A 14,799-nucleotide genomic window follows, 5' to 3' on the forward strand; every position below is an offset into this window, starting at 1 on the left:
ACAACGGCGTCAGGGCGCAGACGTTCCGGTCGGCGATCGTCTTGCTTGCCGTCGAAAGGGCAGGCGCACTATCGTCCATTCAAATTGGACATCCATCAAACCGGGTTGCGATCCATGTCCCGCGCCGAACGCCTGCTCGACCTGATCCAGATCCTGCGCCGGCATCGCCGGCCGGTCAGCGGCCGCAGCCTCGCGGGCGAAATGGGTGTGTCGATCCGCACGCTCTATCGCGATATCGCCACGCTGCAGGGGCAGGGTGCGCCGATCGAGGGTGAGGCGGGGCTGGGTTACGTGCTCAGGCCAGGTTTCATGCTGCCGCCCTTGATGTTCACCGATGAGGAGATCGAGGCGATCGTTCTCGGTTCGCGCTGGGTGGCCAAGCAGCCGGACTGGCGGCTTGCGAACGCCGCCACCGACGCGCTGGCCAAGATCGCGGCGGTGCTGCCGGACGATTTGCGCGAGGAACTCGATGCCTCGACGCTGCTGGTCGGGTCGCGCACCGAGGTCACAGAAGGCATCGATCTCGGCGTGGTGCGGCAGGCCATCCGCGAGGAGCGCAAGCTGAGCTTTGTCTATCGCGACGCCGGCGGCGCTGCCTCCGAGCGCACCGTCTGGCCGTTCGCACTCGGCTTCTTCGATAAGGTGCGCGTCGTCGCGGCCTGGTGCGAGATGCGCCAGGATTTCAGGCACTTTCGCGCCGATCGGATATCCGGCCTCAACGCCACCGAGATGCGCTATCCGCGCCGCCGTCAGGTGCTGCTCAAAGAATGGCGGGCGACGCTCGACACGCCAACCTAAGGCTGCTGCTCAGTTGAGACTGCTGCCAGAATCTGGCAGTGGCATACGCTATGCTCCTCCAATCGAAACCATCTGGAGAGCAATTCATGACACCGCCCAATTTCGTCATCCTCTATGTCGACAAGCCTGAGCAAAGCGGCGCCTTCTATAGCGCGCTGCTTGGGCGGCAACCGGTCGAGACCTCGCCGACCTTTGTGCTGTTCGTGCTCGACAACGGCTTCAAGCTCGGCCTCTGGTCGCGTCACACCGTGGAACCGGCCGCCGCGGCAGCGGGCGGCGGCGCCGAGATCGTCATTGCGCTGGACACGCCGGGTGCCGTCGACGCCACCCATGCCGAGTGGGCCGGCCGCGGGCTGAAAATTCTGCAGACGCCGACCGACATGGATTTCGGCCGCACCTTCGTCGCGCTTGATCCCGACAGCCACCGGCTGCGGGTTTATTGGCAAAGGGAGTAGGGCAGTAGGGCAGTAGGGGAGTACGTGACAGGAAACATAGCTGGCGCGGCGCCGCACGATCAGTGTGGTTTCCTACTCCCCTACTCCCCTTTCGCTTGCCCGATACACGGCAATGCCGGCGGCGAGATCCTCGAGGGCTGCGCCGACCGACTTGAACAGCGTGATCTCGTCGTCGTTCTGCCGGCCTTTTTTCTGGCCGCGCGCCAGTTCATAGAGGTCGGCGACGATGGCTTCCGGCTTCAGAACGCCGGAGGCCAGCGGCTGGACGATATCGCCGGCTTCCTTGGTGGCGCCGGCGCGGGTGTCGACATAGACGCGGGCGCGTGCAATCGCGTCGTCGTCGCTTTCGCGCATCGCCGGCGTGAAGCCGCCGACCAGATCGACATGGGTGCCGGACTTCAAGAGTGCGCCCTTGATCAGTGGCATGGTGGTGATGGTCGCCGACGATACGATATCGGCCTTTCCGAGTTCGGCGTCGAGATCGCCTGCTGCTTCGGCCGCAAAACCCTCGGCACGCAATTTTGCCGCGACCTTTTCGGCATTCGACGACGTGCGGTTCCAGATGCGGATGTTCTTGATCGGACGCACCGCCGAATGCGCCTTTGCAAGGAATGGCGACAGCGCGCCGGCGCCGACCACCAGCAGCCGTGATGCATCCTCGCGGGCCAGATAGGAGGCAGCCAGCGCCGAGGCACAGGCCGTGCGCCACTGTGTCAGCCTCTGGCCATCGATCAAGGCCTGAGGCTCGCCTGTGGCGCCGTCGAGCAAGAGGTAAAGCCCCATCACCGCGGGCTTGCCGACGGCATTGTTGTCAGGCGACACGGTGACGATCTTGACGCCGATATGGCCATCGGCCGAGGTGCCGGCTGCGTTGAAGTCGGTCCAGGCCGGCATCAAAAGCAGCGTTGAGGCGGCGCCATCGGGCCGCTCGACAGTGTGATGGTGCCTGACCGGCTGCACGGCGCCATCGCGAAAGGCGGCGCGTAACGTCTCGACCAGCTTGGAAAAGGTCAGCGCGCGGTCGACCTCGGCGGCGGAAATGGTCAGCATGAAAGGCTCCGTGGAGAACTAGGCCGGTTGTGCCTCAGGCCCGAGTCGCGGCTCAGTTCGTCGCCTTCGGCAAGACTGGGCTCTGCGACGCGGTGGGCGCGCGGCTGACCGCCTGGCGCAGGTTCTCGGCCTCGGCGCCGCGCTGGCGCGCCAGCTTGCGGTAGCGGCCCTGCTTGATCCAGGTCGCCAGGCTGCCGACGATCATGCCGATAGCCAGCGCCAGGAACAGGAAAATGAAGAGCGGCACGGTCAGCGTCAGCGCCGGATTGCCGGGATTGAACGGATCGAGTGTGAAGGCTACCGGTTCGCGGTTCGCGACGGCCAGTGCAATCAGGATGACGGCCAGCGGCACGAAAACCACGATGAGAATGAAGCGATTGAACATGTTTTTCCGTTCGGAAGAAAAGGCAGGAGCGGTGGCGGGTGCCGCGCCTATTTGCCTCCGTTCAGCCTTTCACGCAATTCCTTGCCGGTCTTGAAGAACGGTACCCATTTCTCCTCAACCTCCACGGATTCGCCGGTGCGCGGGTTGCGGCCGGTGCGGGCAGGGCGGTTTTTCACCGAAAACGCGCCGAAGCCGCGCAACTCGACCCGGTTGCCCTCGGCAAGCGCGTCGGTGATTTCATCGAAGATAGCGCTGACAATGTTTTCGACGTCGCGCAGGAAAAGATGCGGATTACGCGTGGCGATGATCTGAACAAGTTCGGATTTGATCATGAAAAGGCTCCCCGTGAAAGCAGTGCCGCCGAAATTATCAGAATGATTTTATTTGGTTTTTCACTCGTCCCAAGCGGTTCCTCAAGGGTGCCAGACGGAAACGAGACCGTCAAGAAACAAGCGGTCCACTCCAATTTCGTGAAGGACGTCGCCGCCATGGCCGGGCAGGCCAAGCGCAGCGCCGACGGTCTGCGCCATCGCCTTGGAGAACAGGAAACCACCGCGTTTTTCCGTGTCCTTCCATTCCACCACCTTGAGCTTGGCATCGACACCCTTGCCTGCAAGCCAGTCGATCGCCTCGGCTTCACCGCCGACCGCGTCGATCAATCTGTTGGCGACCGCCTGCCGGCCGGTGAAGATCGACCCGTCTGCGAGCGCCAGCGCCTCTGGCTTGGTCATGTTGCGGCGCTCGGCGACGATGCCGACGAACCAGTCGTAGCTGTCGAGGATGAGCTTGCGGACCATGGCGCGCTCATCGTCATTGGTCGGCTTGAAGGGAGAAGGCGAGGCCTTCAACGGCGAGGATTTCACCTCCTCCAGCTTGACGCCGAGCTTGTCCATGAGGCCGCTGACGTCCGGGTACTGGATCAGCACGCCGATCGAGCCGACGATCGAGGATTTGCGTGCAACAATATGGTCGGCCGCAGTGGCGATCATGTAGCCCGCCGAAGCCGCGAGCGTGCCGACCTCGGCCACCACCGGCTTGTCGGCGGCGAGCTTGCGCACTGCCTCATAGATCGACTCGCCACCGACGGTGGTGCCGCCGGGTGAATCGATCGACAGGATCACAGCCTTGACGCGCGGCGACTGACGGATGGCCTCCAGCCGCTTGATCAGTTCTTCGTCTTCGGTGATGGTACCTTCGATCTTGACCTTGGCGATGTGGTCGACTGCCGCGCTGGTGAAGTCGTCACCATAAATCCACGCCGAAAAGGCGATCAGCCCGGCTGCGGCGACGATAATCGCCGCGATACGCCAGAATGTCAGCTTGCGGCGCAAGCGGCGGCGGTCGATCAGGTCGTCGGCTCTCAATGCCATGGTCAGCCTCGTAGTCGGTGGGAGCAGATGCTTTTAAAGCAACCATTCGCGCCCGGCTACCGTTTCCTGACGGCCTTGCGACAAAGGCCTTAGGCATTCGCGGCAAGCCTCAACCTGTCGCGTTCCACAGGCTCTAACACTGTGCGCCTATATCTGGTATGAGGTACAGGCTGCGCTGGGGCCATTTTCGTTGTACAGGGGCGGCTGTCACATTTTTGCGGTTTTCCTCGGCTTGTGCTTGCTTGAGGGCGCCGGCATCCCACCTATAGGGCGGCCTGGCGGGCAGGGGTTTAGAAGAAGCAGTCATGTTAGCGGGACCAATCGAACCGACCAACACCGAGACGGAGTTGGCTCCCAAGGCCGCAGGCCGGGCGCGGGTCGACGCGTTTGACATTGCGCAGCGTCATTCGCGCCGGGTCCGGATCCTGAAGCTGGCCGTACCGCTGGTCGCTGCCGTGATCGCGGTCGCGTTTCCGGTCTATTCCTATCTCATGGCACCCGCTGCAATCGAGGTGCAGGCCGACGGCGGCGCCTTTGCCGATGGCAAGCTGGTGATGGCCAATCCCAAGCTCAACGGCTTCACCAAGCAAAACCTGCCCTATTCGATGACAGCGCTGCGCGCCATACAGGATGTCAGCAAACAGGGCATCATCGATCTGGAAGGTATCAAGGCCAAGCTGCCGATTGCGGCCGACAACACCGCCGCCATCGGTGCTGCGCACGGCACCTACGATCGCGACGGCAACACGTTCAGCCTGACCAGCGACGTGACCGTGTCGACCACGGATGGCGTGGTGGCAAAATTCAAATCAGTCTATCTCGACATGGCCGAAGGCACTATGAAGACAAGCGAACCCGTCGATGTCAGCCGCGGCGGGTCGCGGATCAGGGCGGATTCGATGTCGGTCCGGGACAATGGCAAGGTCCTGATTTTCGAGAACAAGGTGCGCGTCGACATCGATCCCGCCAGTTTGAAGGCGGCAGAGGCAAAGAGCGGAGAGACCAATGCGGTTCAGTAGTTCGGCACGGCGCCTCGCCGCGATCTCGGCGTTAACGCTTGGGTTGCCCTTGGGGCTGACCTTCGGGACGGCGCCGTCGCTGGCGCAATCCAGTGCCACCAGCCAAATGTCCGGCCTCAGGCTGTCGGGCGACAAGCCCATCCAGATCGAAAGCGACAAGCTCGAGGTGCGCCAGGCGGAAAGCGTCGCCGTCTTCACCGGCAACGTCAACGTCGTCCAGGGTCCGACCGTGCTCAAGGCCGGCAAAATGACGGTCTATTACGTCAGGGATGCAGGCGCCGCCAAAGGCGCCCAGCCCGCGGGTGCCGCGGCAATGACCGGATCCGCCAACATCGACCATCTCGAGGTCGACGATAAGGTCTACATCAAATCGGACGATCAGGTTGCCACCGGCGACCGGGGCACCTTCGACATGAAGACCGAAGTGCTGGTGCTTTCCGGCAGCAAGGTCGTGCTCTCGCAAGGCGACAACGTGCTTGTCGGCTGCAAGCTTACCGTGCAGATGAAGAGCGGCCTTGCCCAGGTCGACGCTTGCGGCGGCCGCGTCATGATGTCGATCACGCCGCCGGCGAAGTCTGGAGCAGCGAAACCCTGATGACCGGCATATCGTCGCTGCTGGCGCGTCTTCCAGGGCGCGCCGCCAGCAAACTTGCGGCACCGGCCAGGGTCACCGTCGAAGCGGCAAAGTTCAAAGGAACCTTGATCGCCAAAGGGCTGACCAAAAGCTACAAGGGCCGCAAAGTCGTCAGCGGCGTGACGCTGGGCGTGCGCGCCGGCGAGGCGGTTGGGCTGCTCGGCCCCAACGGCGCCGGCAAGACGACCTGTTTCTACATGGTGACCGGCCTAGTGCCGGTCGATGAAGGCACCATCGAAATCGACGGTTTCGACGTCACGTCGATGCCGATGTATCGCCGCGCCCGTCTCGGCATCGGCTACCTGCCGCAGGAAGCGTCGATTTTTCGCGGCCTGAATGTCGAGCAAAACATCCGGGCCGTGCTCGAAGTGGTCGAAAAGAGCCGCAAGGAGCGTGAGCGGCTGCTCGACGAATTGCTCGAGGAATTCCACATCAGCCATCTGCGCAAGGCTCCGTCGCTGTCGCTCTCCGGTGGTGAGCGGCGACGCCTCGAAATTGCCCGTGCGTTGGCAACCCGCCCTGCCTACATGCTGCTCGACGAACCGTTCGCCGGCATCGATCCGATCGCCGTCGCCGACATCCAGCAGCTCGTGCGCCACTTGACGGCACGTGGAATCGGCGTGCTGATCACCGACCACAATGTCCGCGAGACACTTGGCCTGATCGACCGCGCCTACATCATCCATGCCGGTCAGGTGCTGACCCATGGCCGGGCCGACGAGATAGTCGCAAATGCCGATGTGCGGCGGCTTTACCTCGGCGAGGGATTTACGCTCTAAGTGCGAAATTCCGGTTCGAGCGGGATTTCCGGCGTAGTCCAGCAGCTTTTTCTTCAATTTTTTGCCTGAAAACGTGTCGGCAGGCGAGTTTTACCGCTCCTCGCCTTGACAAGCAAAAGCCGGGCCAGTTTCTATGCTGGCCTGGAAAATTCCTTCCAGCAGTGCGGGTGCGTAGACGGGGCGTTTGAAACCGAACCATGGCGTTGGCGGCAAAACTACAGCTACGACAGTCGCAGTCGCTGGTGATGACGCCGCAACTGATGCAGTCGATCCGCCTGCTGCAGTTCACCCACCTAGAGCTGGAACGCTTCATCGACGACGAGCTCGAACGCAATCCACTGCTGGAACGTGCCGAACCGCAGGAGGACGCCGCCAGCGACCAGGCGCAGAAGGGCGACGCTGCACCGGAACCGGCTGCCGACGGCGACTGGTTCGAAGCGGAGACGGCGTGGAGCGCCGAGGCGATCTCGGAAAAGCTCGATGCATCGCTGGAAAACCTGTTTCCCGATGATCCTGGTACGAGCGAGCGGCTCGGGCCCGACCTGACGGCGCAATGGAAATCGGCGTCCGGCAACGGTTCCACCTCTTCCTCCGACGGCTTCGACGTCGCGGACATGGCGGCGGCTGCCATCACGCTGCGCGACCATGTCGGCGAGCAGGTAGCGCTCGCCTTTGCCGATCCGGCGGCGCGCCTGATCGCCAGCGAGCTTGCCGACGGCCTCGACGAGGCCGGCTACATGCGTGCCGACATGGCCGAGATCGCGGCCCGCCTCGGCACGGACGCCACGGCGGTGGCAAGGATCCTGGCGGTCTGCCAGACATTCGAGCCCGCCGGCATCTTCGCCCGCGACCTCGCCGAATGCCTGTTGCTGCAGCTTGCCGTGCGCGACCGGCTCGATCCGGCGATGAAGGCGCTGATCGTCAATCTCGAACTCCTGGCACGGCGCGATTTCCAGACGCTGAAGCGGATTTGCGGCGTCGACGAGGAGGATCTACTCGACATGCTGGCCGAGATCCGGGCGCTCGACCCGCGGCCGGGAATGGCGTTTTCGCGCGGTGCCAGCGACGCAATCGTGGCCGACGTCGAGGTGCGCGCAGCCAATGACGGCAGCTGGACGGTCGAGCTCAATGCCGAGACGCTGCCGCGCGTGCTGGTCGATCACATCTATTTCGCCCAGGTCACGCCACATGCGAAAAACCAGGCGGAAAAGGATTTCCTCGCCGAATGCCTGCAGAACGCCAACTGGCTCACGCGCAGCCTCGACCAGCGGGCGAAGACCATTCTCAAGGTGGCCTCCGAGATCGTGCGCCAGCAGGACGCTTTTCTCGTCCATGGCGTGCGGCACCTGAAGCCGCTCAACCTGCGTACGGTGGCGGACGCCATCGGCATGCACGAATCAACGGTCAGCCGGGTCACGGCAAACAAATACATGCTGACGCCGCGCGGTGTGTTCGAACTGCGCTATTTCTTCACCGCCTCGATCGCTTCGTCTGGTGGCGGCGATGCGCATTCGTCGGAAGCGGTTCGCGACCGCATAAAGCAGCTGATCGACGAGGAGAAAGCTGTCGATGTGCTTTCCGACGATGCTATCGTCGACATGCTGCGGGAAAGCGGCGTCGACATTGCCAGACGCACGGTGGCCAAATACCGGGAAGGCATGAACATACCCTCTTCGGTGCAGCGGCGGCGCGAAAAACGCGCTTTGGCCAGCGCCGGCCGTTGAGCTCCGGCGGAATTTCCACAGCTTTCGCAGTTCATTGACAAGCGGCAACGAAGTGGCTAGAAGCCCGCCCGCATGAGACGGGCTAGCGAGTGGATTTGAGTTCGCCGATGCCCGCACGAGAGATGGTCCGTCACGACGTAGGCCACGGGACGGCCAAGAAGGCGGCTTGTGATCAACCGGAAAGTTCGGATCTAAAATCGGCGCAAGTGACGCCGCAAAAGCTTGTGCGCGCGGACCACGAGTATAAACTCGGGACAGTTTGAAGCCTGAGCAAGGAAGGTCAGTTTTCAGATGACACTGCGCATATCGGGAAAACACATGGATATCGGCGATGCGTTCCGTACGCGCATCAACGACCGTGTCGGGGAAGTGATCGGGAAATATTTCGATCGGGGCTTTTCAGGGCAAATCGTAGTCGTCAAATCGGGGTCGCGCTACACGGCCGATTGCATGATCCGGCTGGACTCCGGTGCTTCGCTGCAGGCGACCGGCGATGCCCAGGATCCAACGCTTGCCTTCGATACCGCGGCAGATCGTCTGGAAACGCGCCTCAGGCGCTACAAGCGCCGGCTGAAGTCGCACAATTCAGGCAATAGCAACGGCGAGCTCACCGACGTCGCCTATACGGTGATGGCGCCGCTTGCCGACGACGAGGAGGACATACCGGAGAATTTCGCGCCGGCCATCGTCGCCGAATCGACCATGACGCTGCGGACCATGTCGGTGGCGTCGGCGGTGATCGAACTCGACACCAAGGACAGCCCGGTCCTGGTCTTCCGCAATGCCGGAAACGACCATCTCAATATCGTCTATCGCCGGCCGGACGGGAATATCGGCTGGATCGACCCGTCCACGGCCAAGGTCGCGCAGGGGTAAAAACCAGCCGCACGCGAGCGTGGGGACTGGCGACGGCAGGCGAACAAGGGATTTCAAGCATGGATCTGAGCGATCTCGTCAGCGTTCCGGCAATCATGCCGGCGTTGAAGGCGAACTCCAAAAAGCAGCTGCTGCAATTGCTGTCCGAACGGGCGGCGGCGATTTCCGGCATTCCGGAGCGAGAGGTGTTCGACATCATCCTGCAACGCGAGCGGCTTGGCTCGACCGGCGTCGGCAACGGCATCGCCATTCCGCACGGCAAGCTGGCCGGGGTGAAGCGGATCGCCGGCGTCTTTGCCCGGCTGGAGACACCGGTGGACTTCGAGGCCCTCGATGATCAGCCGGTCGACCTGGTGTTTCTGCTTTTGGCTCCCGAAGGTGCCGGCGCCGACCACCTCAAGGCGCTGTCGCGCATCGCGCGGGTGCTGCGCGATGCCGACACGGTTGCCAAGATCAGAGGCACGCGCGACGCCGTGGCCATCCACGCACTGCTGTCGGACACGCAGGCCTCGCACGCCGCCTGAGGTTTTGATTAAATCCGTTGAAGGGCCGCCGTGTGCGGCCCTGTCCGTTTCCAACCAGATCGCTGCGCCATATGTGTCAGTTGATGGCGCCGTTGTCAGTGGATAACGACGTTAGTGGATAGCGACCGGGGTCAGATCGTTTTCCAGCGCGCCAGCCAGTGCCCGGTCGCGAGCGTCCGAAAGCAGGATCGGCTGGCCATTGGCGGCAAACAGGGCCCACAGTTCCAGACCCGGCGCGATTTCGCCGAGGCCCGGGAAACGGCCGCGCAGATCGTCGCTCGACACTTTCCTGAGATAGGCGACCGAACCTTCGCCGAGATGGGCGAACTCGCCGCTGGTCATGATGATATTTTCGTTAGTTCTGGTCATTTCAAGCCTCCTTGCCGCGAGACGCCGCTCAAGGCCATCCCGCATGAGAGCTATCGGCAAAAATCAGTCTTTCACCGATATGTTTATTTTTCGTACCAGCCGTTCGGACTCCGGCCGATCGAGATCGATCGACAGAAGGCCGTTCTTCAATTCCGCCGCAATCACCCGCATGCCGTCGGCCAGCACGAAACAGCGCTGGAACTGGCGCGCGGCGATGCCGCGGTGGAGAAATTCGCGCTCGGTGTCGTCGTTCTGACGGCCGCGCACGACCAACTGGTTCTCCTCCGTTGTGACATCGAGATCGCTTTCCGCGAAACCGGCGACGGCGAGCGTGATACGCAGCCTTTCGGTTTTGCCGTCGGCACCGCTGAGGCGCTCGATGTTGTAGGGAGGATAGCTGTCACCGGACTTTGCCAAGCGCTCCAGCGTCTTTTCCATGGAATCGAAACCGAGGAGAAGCGGGCTGGAAAAAGGCGTCATTCGGCTCATGTTACAGTGTCCTCTCAAGAGCGACATAAAGTGGAAAAACCCGGATGGCATTTTTCCCGATGGTCTTGATATGGTCCGCCGCCCGGCAGACTTCAAGCCGTCACACATCCCGCCCAAAAAGACTTGCCAAAACAAGGAATTGAAATGCCCCAATCCCGCAGGATCATCATCGACACTGACCCCGGCCAGGACGATGCCGTCGCCATATTGCTGGCGCTCGGCAGCGCCGAGCTGGAGATCGTCGGCATCACCGCGGTGGCCGGCAACGTGCCGCTGAAACTTACCGAAAAAAACGCCCGCAAGATCTGCGAACTGGCCGGCCGGACGGACGTCAAGGTCTATGCAGGCGCCATCCGGCCACTGGCGCGCGAACTCGTCACCGCCGAGGAAGTGCATGGCAAGACCGGCCTCAACGGACCGCAACTGCCCGAACCAAAGATGAAGCTGCAGGACGAGTATGCGGTCGATTTCATCGTCGAGACGCTGATGAGGGAGGAGAGCGGCACGATCACGCTGTGCGCGCTCGGGCCGCTCACCAATGTTGCGCTGGCGCTGATCCGCGAGCCCAAGATCGCGCCGCGCATCAAGGAGATCGTGCTGATGGGCGGCGGCTTCTTCGAGGGCGGCAATGTCACGCCGACCGCGGAATTCAACATCTATGTCGACCCGCATGCCGCCGATGTCGTGTTCAAATCCGGCATTCCGATCGTCATGATGCCGCTCGACGTCACCCACAAGGCGCTGACCACCGCCAAGCGCACGAAGGCCTTCCGCAAGCTCGGCACCCGGGTCGGCACGGCCACCGCGGACATGCTGGAATTCTTCGAACGCTTTGACGAGGAGAAATACGGCACAGATGGCGGCCCGCTACACGATCCTTGCGTCATCGCCTACCTGTTGAAGCCGAAGCTGTTCAAGGGCCGCAACTGCAATGTCACTGTGGAAACCGCATCAGAACTTACCATGGGCATGACCGTGATCGACTGGTGGGGCGTGACCAAGCGGCCGAAGAACGCCATGGTGATGCGTGACATCGACCACGATGCGTTCTTCGCGCTGTTGCTGGAACGGCTGGGGCGGCTTTAGGGCTGCCTTTCCTTCCCCCTTGATGGGTTGGGCGGAGTGCCGTCATTGCCAAGCTGGAACACCCCTCATCCAACCGAGCTTCGCTCGGCCACCTTCTCCACAAGGGGAGAAGGGAAAGGTGCCGTTACTTCGCCTTGGAAAATGCCAGCCACAGGCCGCCGCCGACCAGGAAGCTGCCGCTGATTCGCGACAGCAGCTTGACGCGGCCGGCCGACAGCAGGCGCCCGGCGCGGCCGGCGGCCAGCGCGTAGGTCGAATCCGAGACGGCGGCGAAGATCATCGCGGTGAGACCCATGACGCCGATCTGTAACGCGTAATTGCCTTCAGGCGCGATGAACTGCGGAAAGAAGGCGCCGAAGAACACCAGCGTCTTCGGATTGCTGATCGCCACCAGCAGGCCCTGCAAAAAGAAGCCGCCGCGCGGCCTTTTTGCCGATCCGTCGGCGTTCAGCTTGCCTTTCGAGCGAAACATCTGCACGCCCATCCAGATCAGGTAGGCAGCGCCAATCAGCCGGACCCATTCGAACCAGTGGCCCATGCCGGCGATCAGCGAAGTCAATCCGATGCCGACGATGGCGATCATGATGGCCAGTCCGGCCTGGGTGCCGGCGACGTTGGCGAGGCCGGCGCGGGAGCCATGGCGTATGCTGTTGGCGATGATCAGCGTGACCGTCGGTCCAGGCACCAGGACGATGACGATGCAGGCGACGACGTAGGTGGCGTAGAGTTCCAGCGACATTTTTCCCTCCGCAGAATGCCGCTCGTGCGGCGTGCTGTCGCGATCAATGCATGGCGATGAGTTGCGTGCAAGCCGGCCAAGCGCCGACAATGCGGAGCTGATTTCAGCAGGCGCCGGCCTGCCATGGCAGCGTTGCCTCATAGGCGGCAGCCGCCCTCAGCACGGAGAGGTCACCGCGCGGCCGCCCGATCAATTGCATGCCCATTGGCCTGCCCCTGGAGTCGAAGCCCGCCGGCACATTGATCGCCGGGCAGCCGCCCAGCGTGGCGAGCGCTGAGACCTGCATCCAGCGGTGATAGCTGTCCATGGCACGCCCGGCCACTTCCCTTGGCCAGAGGGTGGCGACATCGAAGGGAAAGACCTGTGCGGCTGGCAGCGCAATCAGGTCGAAACGCTCGAAGAGCGATAGCAGCATTCGATGCCAGGACGAGCGCCTCACCGTTGCGGCATGGATTTGCGGCGCGGTGAGGCGCAGCGCATGTTCCACCTCCCACACTGCCTCCGGCTTCAGCAGACGCCGTTTCGAGGGATCATCGTAGTGCACCTTGAGCGCACAACCGCTGCTCGCCTGCCGAAGCGTTACAAAGGCCTGCCACAGCGCTTCGAAGTCGAATTCCGGCGTCAGCGGCTCGGCCTCGAAGGACACATCCGCGAACCGGCCGAGTGCTGCCTCGCAAAGCTGTAGAATGCCTGCTTCAACCGCCAGATGACCGTCGAGATCGCCGAGCCAGGCGATACGCCCTCCGGCCGCCGGCGTTTCCACCCCTTGGAGAAACGAGCCTGGCTTATCATGCGACAGCGGCGCGCGAGGATGATAGCCGGCCTGCACGTCGAGCAGCAGCGCCATGTCGCGCACGTTACGCCCCATAGGCCCTTCGACGCCCATCTGCGCATGAAACACATCAAGGTCAGGGCCAGCCGGCACCAATCCCTGCGACGGGCGGAAGCCATAGACATTGTTGTAGGCAGCGGGATTGCGCAGCGAGCCGCCAAAATCGCTGCCATCGGCAACGGGAACCATGTCGAGCGCCAGCGCGACCGCCGCACCGCCGCTCGAGCCGCCGGCGGTCAGCGCCGGGTCGAATGCGTTGAGCGTCTGTCCGAACACGGTGTTGTAGGTGTTGGAGCCGAGCCCGAATTCGGGAACGTTGGTCTTGCCGATGATGATGGCACCGGCCTTGCGGACGCGCTCGACGAAGAAGTCGTCTTCCTCAGGCACGAAATCGGCGAAGATCGGCGAGCCGAAGGTGGTTCTCAAGCCTTTTGTCAGCGCAAGATCCTTAATCGCGATCGGCAGGCCGAACAGCGATCCGGTATCTCCTCCTCGCGCCAGATGGGCGTCAGCGTTGTCGGCCTCGTGCAGGATGTCGGCATGTTCGCGCAATGAAACGATAGCGTTGACCAGCGGGTTCACCGCCTCGATCCTGTCGAGGAATGCCGCGACCACTTCGCGCACCGAAAGCTGCCGGTGCCTGATCTTCTCGGTAAGCTCCACGGCAGACAGGCGGCAGATGTCGCCGGCGGATGGTACCGCATGCTTCGTGGTCGGGCGCACGGCTGTCATACCGCTTTAGCCTGCGGATTTCTGCAGGGCGACATCGACATCCCTGGCCAGCGGGATGGCCGGCTGTGCACCGGCTTTCAGGCAGGCCAGCGAACCGGCGGCGGCAGCGCGGGCAAGCGCCTGGTCGAGCGGCAGGCCGGCTGCCAGCCCGGCTGCAAAATAGCCGCAGAACGTGTCGCCGGCGCCGACCGTATCGAGCGGGGTGATCTTCAGCGCCGGAACCATCAGAAGATCGTCCGGCGTTGCCGCCAGAACGCCGTCCGGGCCAAGCGTGACGACGATGGTGCGGCCGGTTCTCGAGGCATAGTCGCGCATCCGCGCCGAGCGGTCGCGGCCACTCAACGACAGCGCCTCGCCATAGAGGTCGAACTCGGTTTCGTTGGCGACGAGATAATCGGCCTTGCCGAGGAAGCCGGCAGCGTCGCTGTGGAAAGGTGCGGTGTTGAGCACTGTGATCGCGCCGGCCGTCCTTGCCGCGTCGAGTGCTGCCTCGACGGTCTGCAGCGGGATCTCCAGTTGCAGCAGCGCGACGTCGCCGTTTTTCAGGAAGGCCTTGGAAAGGTCACCCGGCACGACCGAATCATTGGCGCCCGGCACGACAGCGATCACGTTCTCGCCGTCGGCGCCGACCATGATCAGCGCAGTACCGGTAGAGGCAAAGGTCTCGCCGACGCCGGACAGGTCGATCTTGCCGTCGCGCAGCAGCGCCAGAGCCTCGCCGGCGAAGCTGTCCTTGCCGACTGCGCCGACCATGCGCACCTTGGCCCCGGCGCGGGCGGCGGCCAGCGCCTGGTTGGCGCCCTTGCCGCCGGGGGCAGTAGCGAAACCGGAGCCGCGCACCGTCTCGCCGGGACCGGGCAAGCGGTCGACACTGGCGATGAGGTCGAGATTGATGGAGCCGATGACGACGATCAAGAAGTGCCTCCCGCTAACGCATG

The 14,799-nt window shown here is 63.1% G+C and carries 18 protein-coding genes; 9 read left to right on the forward strand and 9 right to left on the reverse strand.

Annotated elements, in window-relative coordinates; genetic code table 11:
- The first annotated feature begins 114 nt into the window (after nucleotides 1–114).
- Both NMG46_RS06130 and NMG46_RS06135 read left to right on the forward strand, forming a co-directional pair.
- Nucleotides 115–798: a YafY family protein gene (locus NMG46_RS06130; RefSeq protein WP_254816810.1), complete on the forward strand. Its 684-nt coding sequence runs from the start codon at nucleotides 115–117 to the stop codon at nucleotides 796–798.
- An 86-nt stretch (nucleotides 799–884) separates the two neighbouring features.
- Nucleotides 885–1,253, forward strand: a complete 369-nt coding sequence (locus tag NMG46_RS06135; protein ID WP_254816811.1) for a VOC family protein — start codon at nucleotides 885–887, stop codon at nucleotides 1,251–1,253.
- 72 nt (nucleotides 1,254–1,325) lie between these two features.
- Here NMG46_RS06135 and NMG46_RS06140 read toward each other — a convergent pair whose 3' ends face one another.
- From NMG46_RS06140 to sppA, 4 genes are all read right to left on the reverse strand, one after another.
- The gene (locus NMG46_RS06140) at nucleotides 1,326–2,303 is read right to left on the reverse strand and encodes an ornithine cyclodeaminase family protein (protein WP_254816812.1); all 978 of its coding nucleotides are present in this window, start codon (nucleotides 2,301–2,303) and stop codon (nucleotides 1,326–1,328) included.
- Nucleotides 2,304–2,355: 52 nt separating this feature from the next.
- A complete protein-coding gene (locus NMG46_RS06145; RefSeq protein ID WP_254816813.1) occupies nucleotides 2,356–2,688 on the reverse strand; it encodes a DUF1049 domain-containing protein in 333 nt (110 codons plus the stop codon).
- A gap of 47 nt (nucleotides 2,689–2,735) precedes the next feature.
- Nucleotides 2,736–3,020 (reverse strand): integration host factor subunit beta, encoded by a 285-nt coding sequence (locus NMG46_RS06150; RefSeq protein ID WP_023675261.1) that lies wholly within the window; start codon nucleotides 3,018–3,020, stop codon nucleotides 2,736–2,738.
- An 81-nt stretch (nucleotides 3,021–3,101) separates the two neighbouring features.
- The gene (sppA, locus tag NMG46_RS06155; RefSeq protein ID WP_254816814.1) at nucleotides 3,102–4,058 is read right to left on the reverse strand and encodes a signal peptide peptidase SppA; all 957 of its coding nucleotides are present in this window, start codon (nucleotides 4,056–4,058) and stop codon (nucleotides 3,102–3,104) included.
- 305 nt (nucleotides 4,059–4,363) lie between these two features.
- On the opposite strand from sppA, the gene lptC reads away from it, so the two are divergent.
- The 6 genes from lptC to ptsN all read left to right on the forward strand — a co-directional run bounded on the left by lptC (nucleotide 4,364) and on the right by ptsN (nucleotide 9,614).
- Nucleotides 4,364–5,077, forward strand: coding sequence for an LPS export ABC transporter periplasmic protein LptC (gene lptC, locus NMG46_RS06160; RefSeq protein ID WP_254816815.1), 714 nt, complete (start codon nucleotides 4,364–4,366; stop codon nucleotides 5,075–5,077).
- Nucleotides 5,064–5,672 carry an LptA/OstA family protein gene (locus NMG46_RS06165; RefSeq protein WP_254816816.1) on the forward strand — a complete coding sequence of 203 codons (609 nt, stop codon included), beginning with the start codon at nucleotides 5,064–5,066 and terminating at the stop codon, nucleotides 5,670–5,672. The genes lptC and NMG46_RS06165 overlap by 14 nt, the downstream gene beginning before the upstream one ends.
- Nucleotides 5,672–6,490, forward strand: coding sequence for an LPS export ABC transporter ATP-binding protein (gene lptB / locus NMG46_RS06170; RefSeq protein ID WP_023718959.1), 819 nt, complete (start codon nucleotides 5,672–5,674; stop codon nucleotides 6,488–6,490). Before NMG46_RS06165 ends, lptB begins: the two co-directional genes overlap by 1 nt.
- 197 nt (nucleotides 6,491–6,687) lie before the next feature.
- Nucleotides 6,688–8,214 carry an RNA polymerase factor sigma-54 gene (gene rpoN, locus NMG46_RS06175; RefSeq protein WP_254816817.1) on the forward strand — a complete coding sequence of 509 codons (1,527 nt, stop codon included), beginning with the start codon at nucleotides 6,688–6,690 and terminating at the stop codon, nucleotides 8,212–8,214.
- Between the two features lie 291 nt (nucleotides 8,215–8,505).
- On the forward strand, nucleotides 8,506–9,090 hold the full coding sequence (gene raiA / locus NMG46_RS06180; protein ID WP_023675267.1) for a ribosome-associated translation inhibitor RaiA: 585 nt from the start codon (nucleotides 8,506–8,508) through the stop codon (nucleotides 9,088–9,090).
- Nucleotides 9,091–9,149: 59 nt separating this feature from the next.
- A complete protein-coding gene (gene ptsN, locus NMG46_RS06185) occupies nucleotides 9,150–9,614 on the forward strand; it encodes a PTS IIA-like nitrogen regulatory protein PtsN (protein ID WP_254816818.1) in 465 nt (154 codons plus the stop codon).
- A gap of 111 nt (nucleotides 9,615–9,725) precedes the next feature.
- Here the strand turns inward: ptsN and NMG46_RS06190 are convergent, their stop codons facing one another.
- Both NMG46_RS06190 and NMG46_RS06195 read right to left on the reverse strand, forming a co-directional pair.
- Nucleotides 9,726–9,983, reverse strand: coding sequence for a DUF1150 family protein (locus tag NMG46_RS06190; protein WP_023675269.1), 258 nt, complete (start codon nucleotides 9,981–9,983; stop codon nucleotides 9,726–9,728).
- Nucleotides 9,984–10,046: 63 nt separating this feature from the next.
- Nucleotides 10,047–10,472: an Hsp20 family protein gene (locus NMG46_RS06195; protein WP_023675270.1), complete on the reverse strand. Its 426-nt coding sequence runs from the start codon at nucleotides 10,470–10,472 to the stop codon at nucleotides 10,047–10,049.
- Between the two features lie 144 nt (nucleotides 10,473–10,616).
- Here NMG46_RS06195 and NMG46_RS06200 point away from each other — a divergent pair, with 144 nt between their 5' ends.
- Entirely contained in the window at nucleotides 10,617–11,558 is a 942-nt protein-coding gene (locus tag NMG46_RS06200) for a nucleoside hydrolase (protein ID WP_254816819.1), read from the forward strand.
- Nucleotides 11,559–11,682: 124 nt separating this feature from the next.
- Here the strand turns inward: NMG46_RS06200 and NMG46_RS06205 are convergent, their stop codons facing one another.
- From NMG46_RS06205 to NMG46_RS06215, 3 genes are all read right to left on the reverse strand, one after another.
- Entirely contained in the window at nucleotides 11,683–12,297 is a 615-nt protein-coding gene (locus NMG46_RS06205; protein ID WP_254816820.1) for a LysE family translocator, read from the reverse strand.
- 103 nt (nucleotides 12,298–12,400) lie between these two features.
- Nucleotides 12,401–13,861 carry an amidase gene (locus tag NMG46_RS06210; RefSeq protein ID WP_254816821.1) on the reverse strand — a complete coding sequence of 487 codons (1,461 nt, stop codon included), beginning with the start codon at nucleotides 13,859–13,861 and terminating at the stop codon, nucleotides 12,401–12,403.
- A gap of 6 nt (nucleotides 13,862–13,867) precedes the next feature.
- Complete coding sequence (locus NMG46_RS06215; RefSeq protein ID WP_254816822.1) at nucleotides 13,868–14,776, reverse strand: ribokinase; 909 nt, start codon at nucleotides 14,774–14,776, stop codon at nucleotides 13,868–13,870.
- Nucleotides 14,777–14,799 lie beyond the last annotated feature (23 nt).

It is taken from the genome of Mesorhizobium sp. LMG 17147 (assembly GCF_024297145.1).
Taxonomy (GTDB): domain Bacteria; phylum Pseudomonadota; class Alphaproteobacteria; order Rhizobiales; family Rhizobiaceae; genus Mesorhizobium.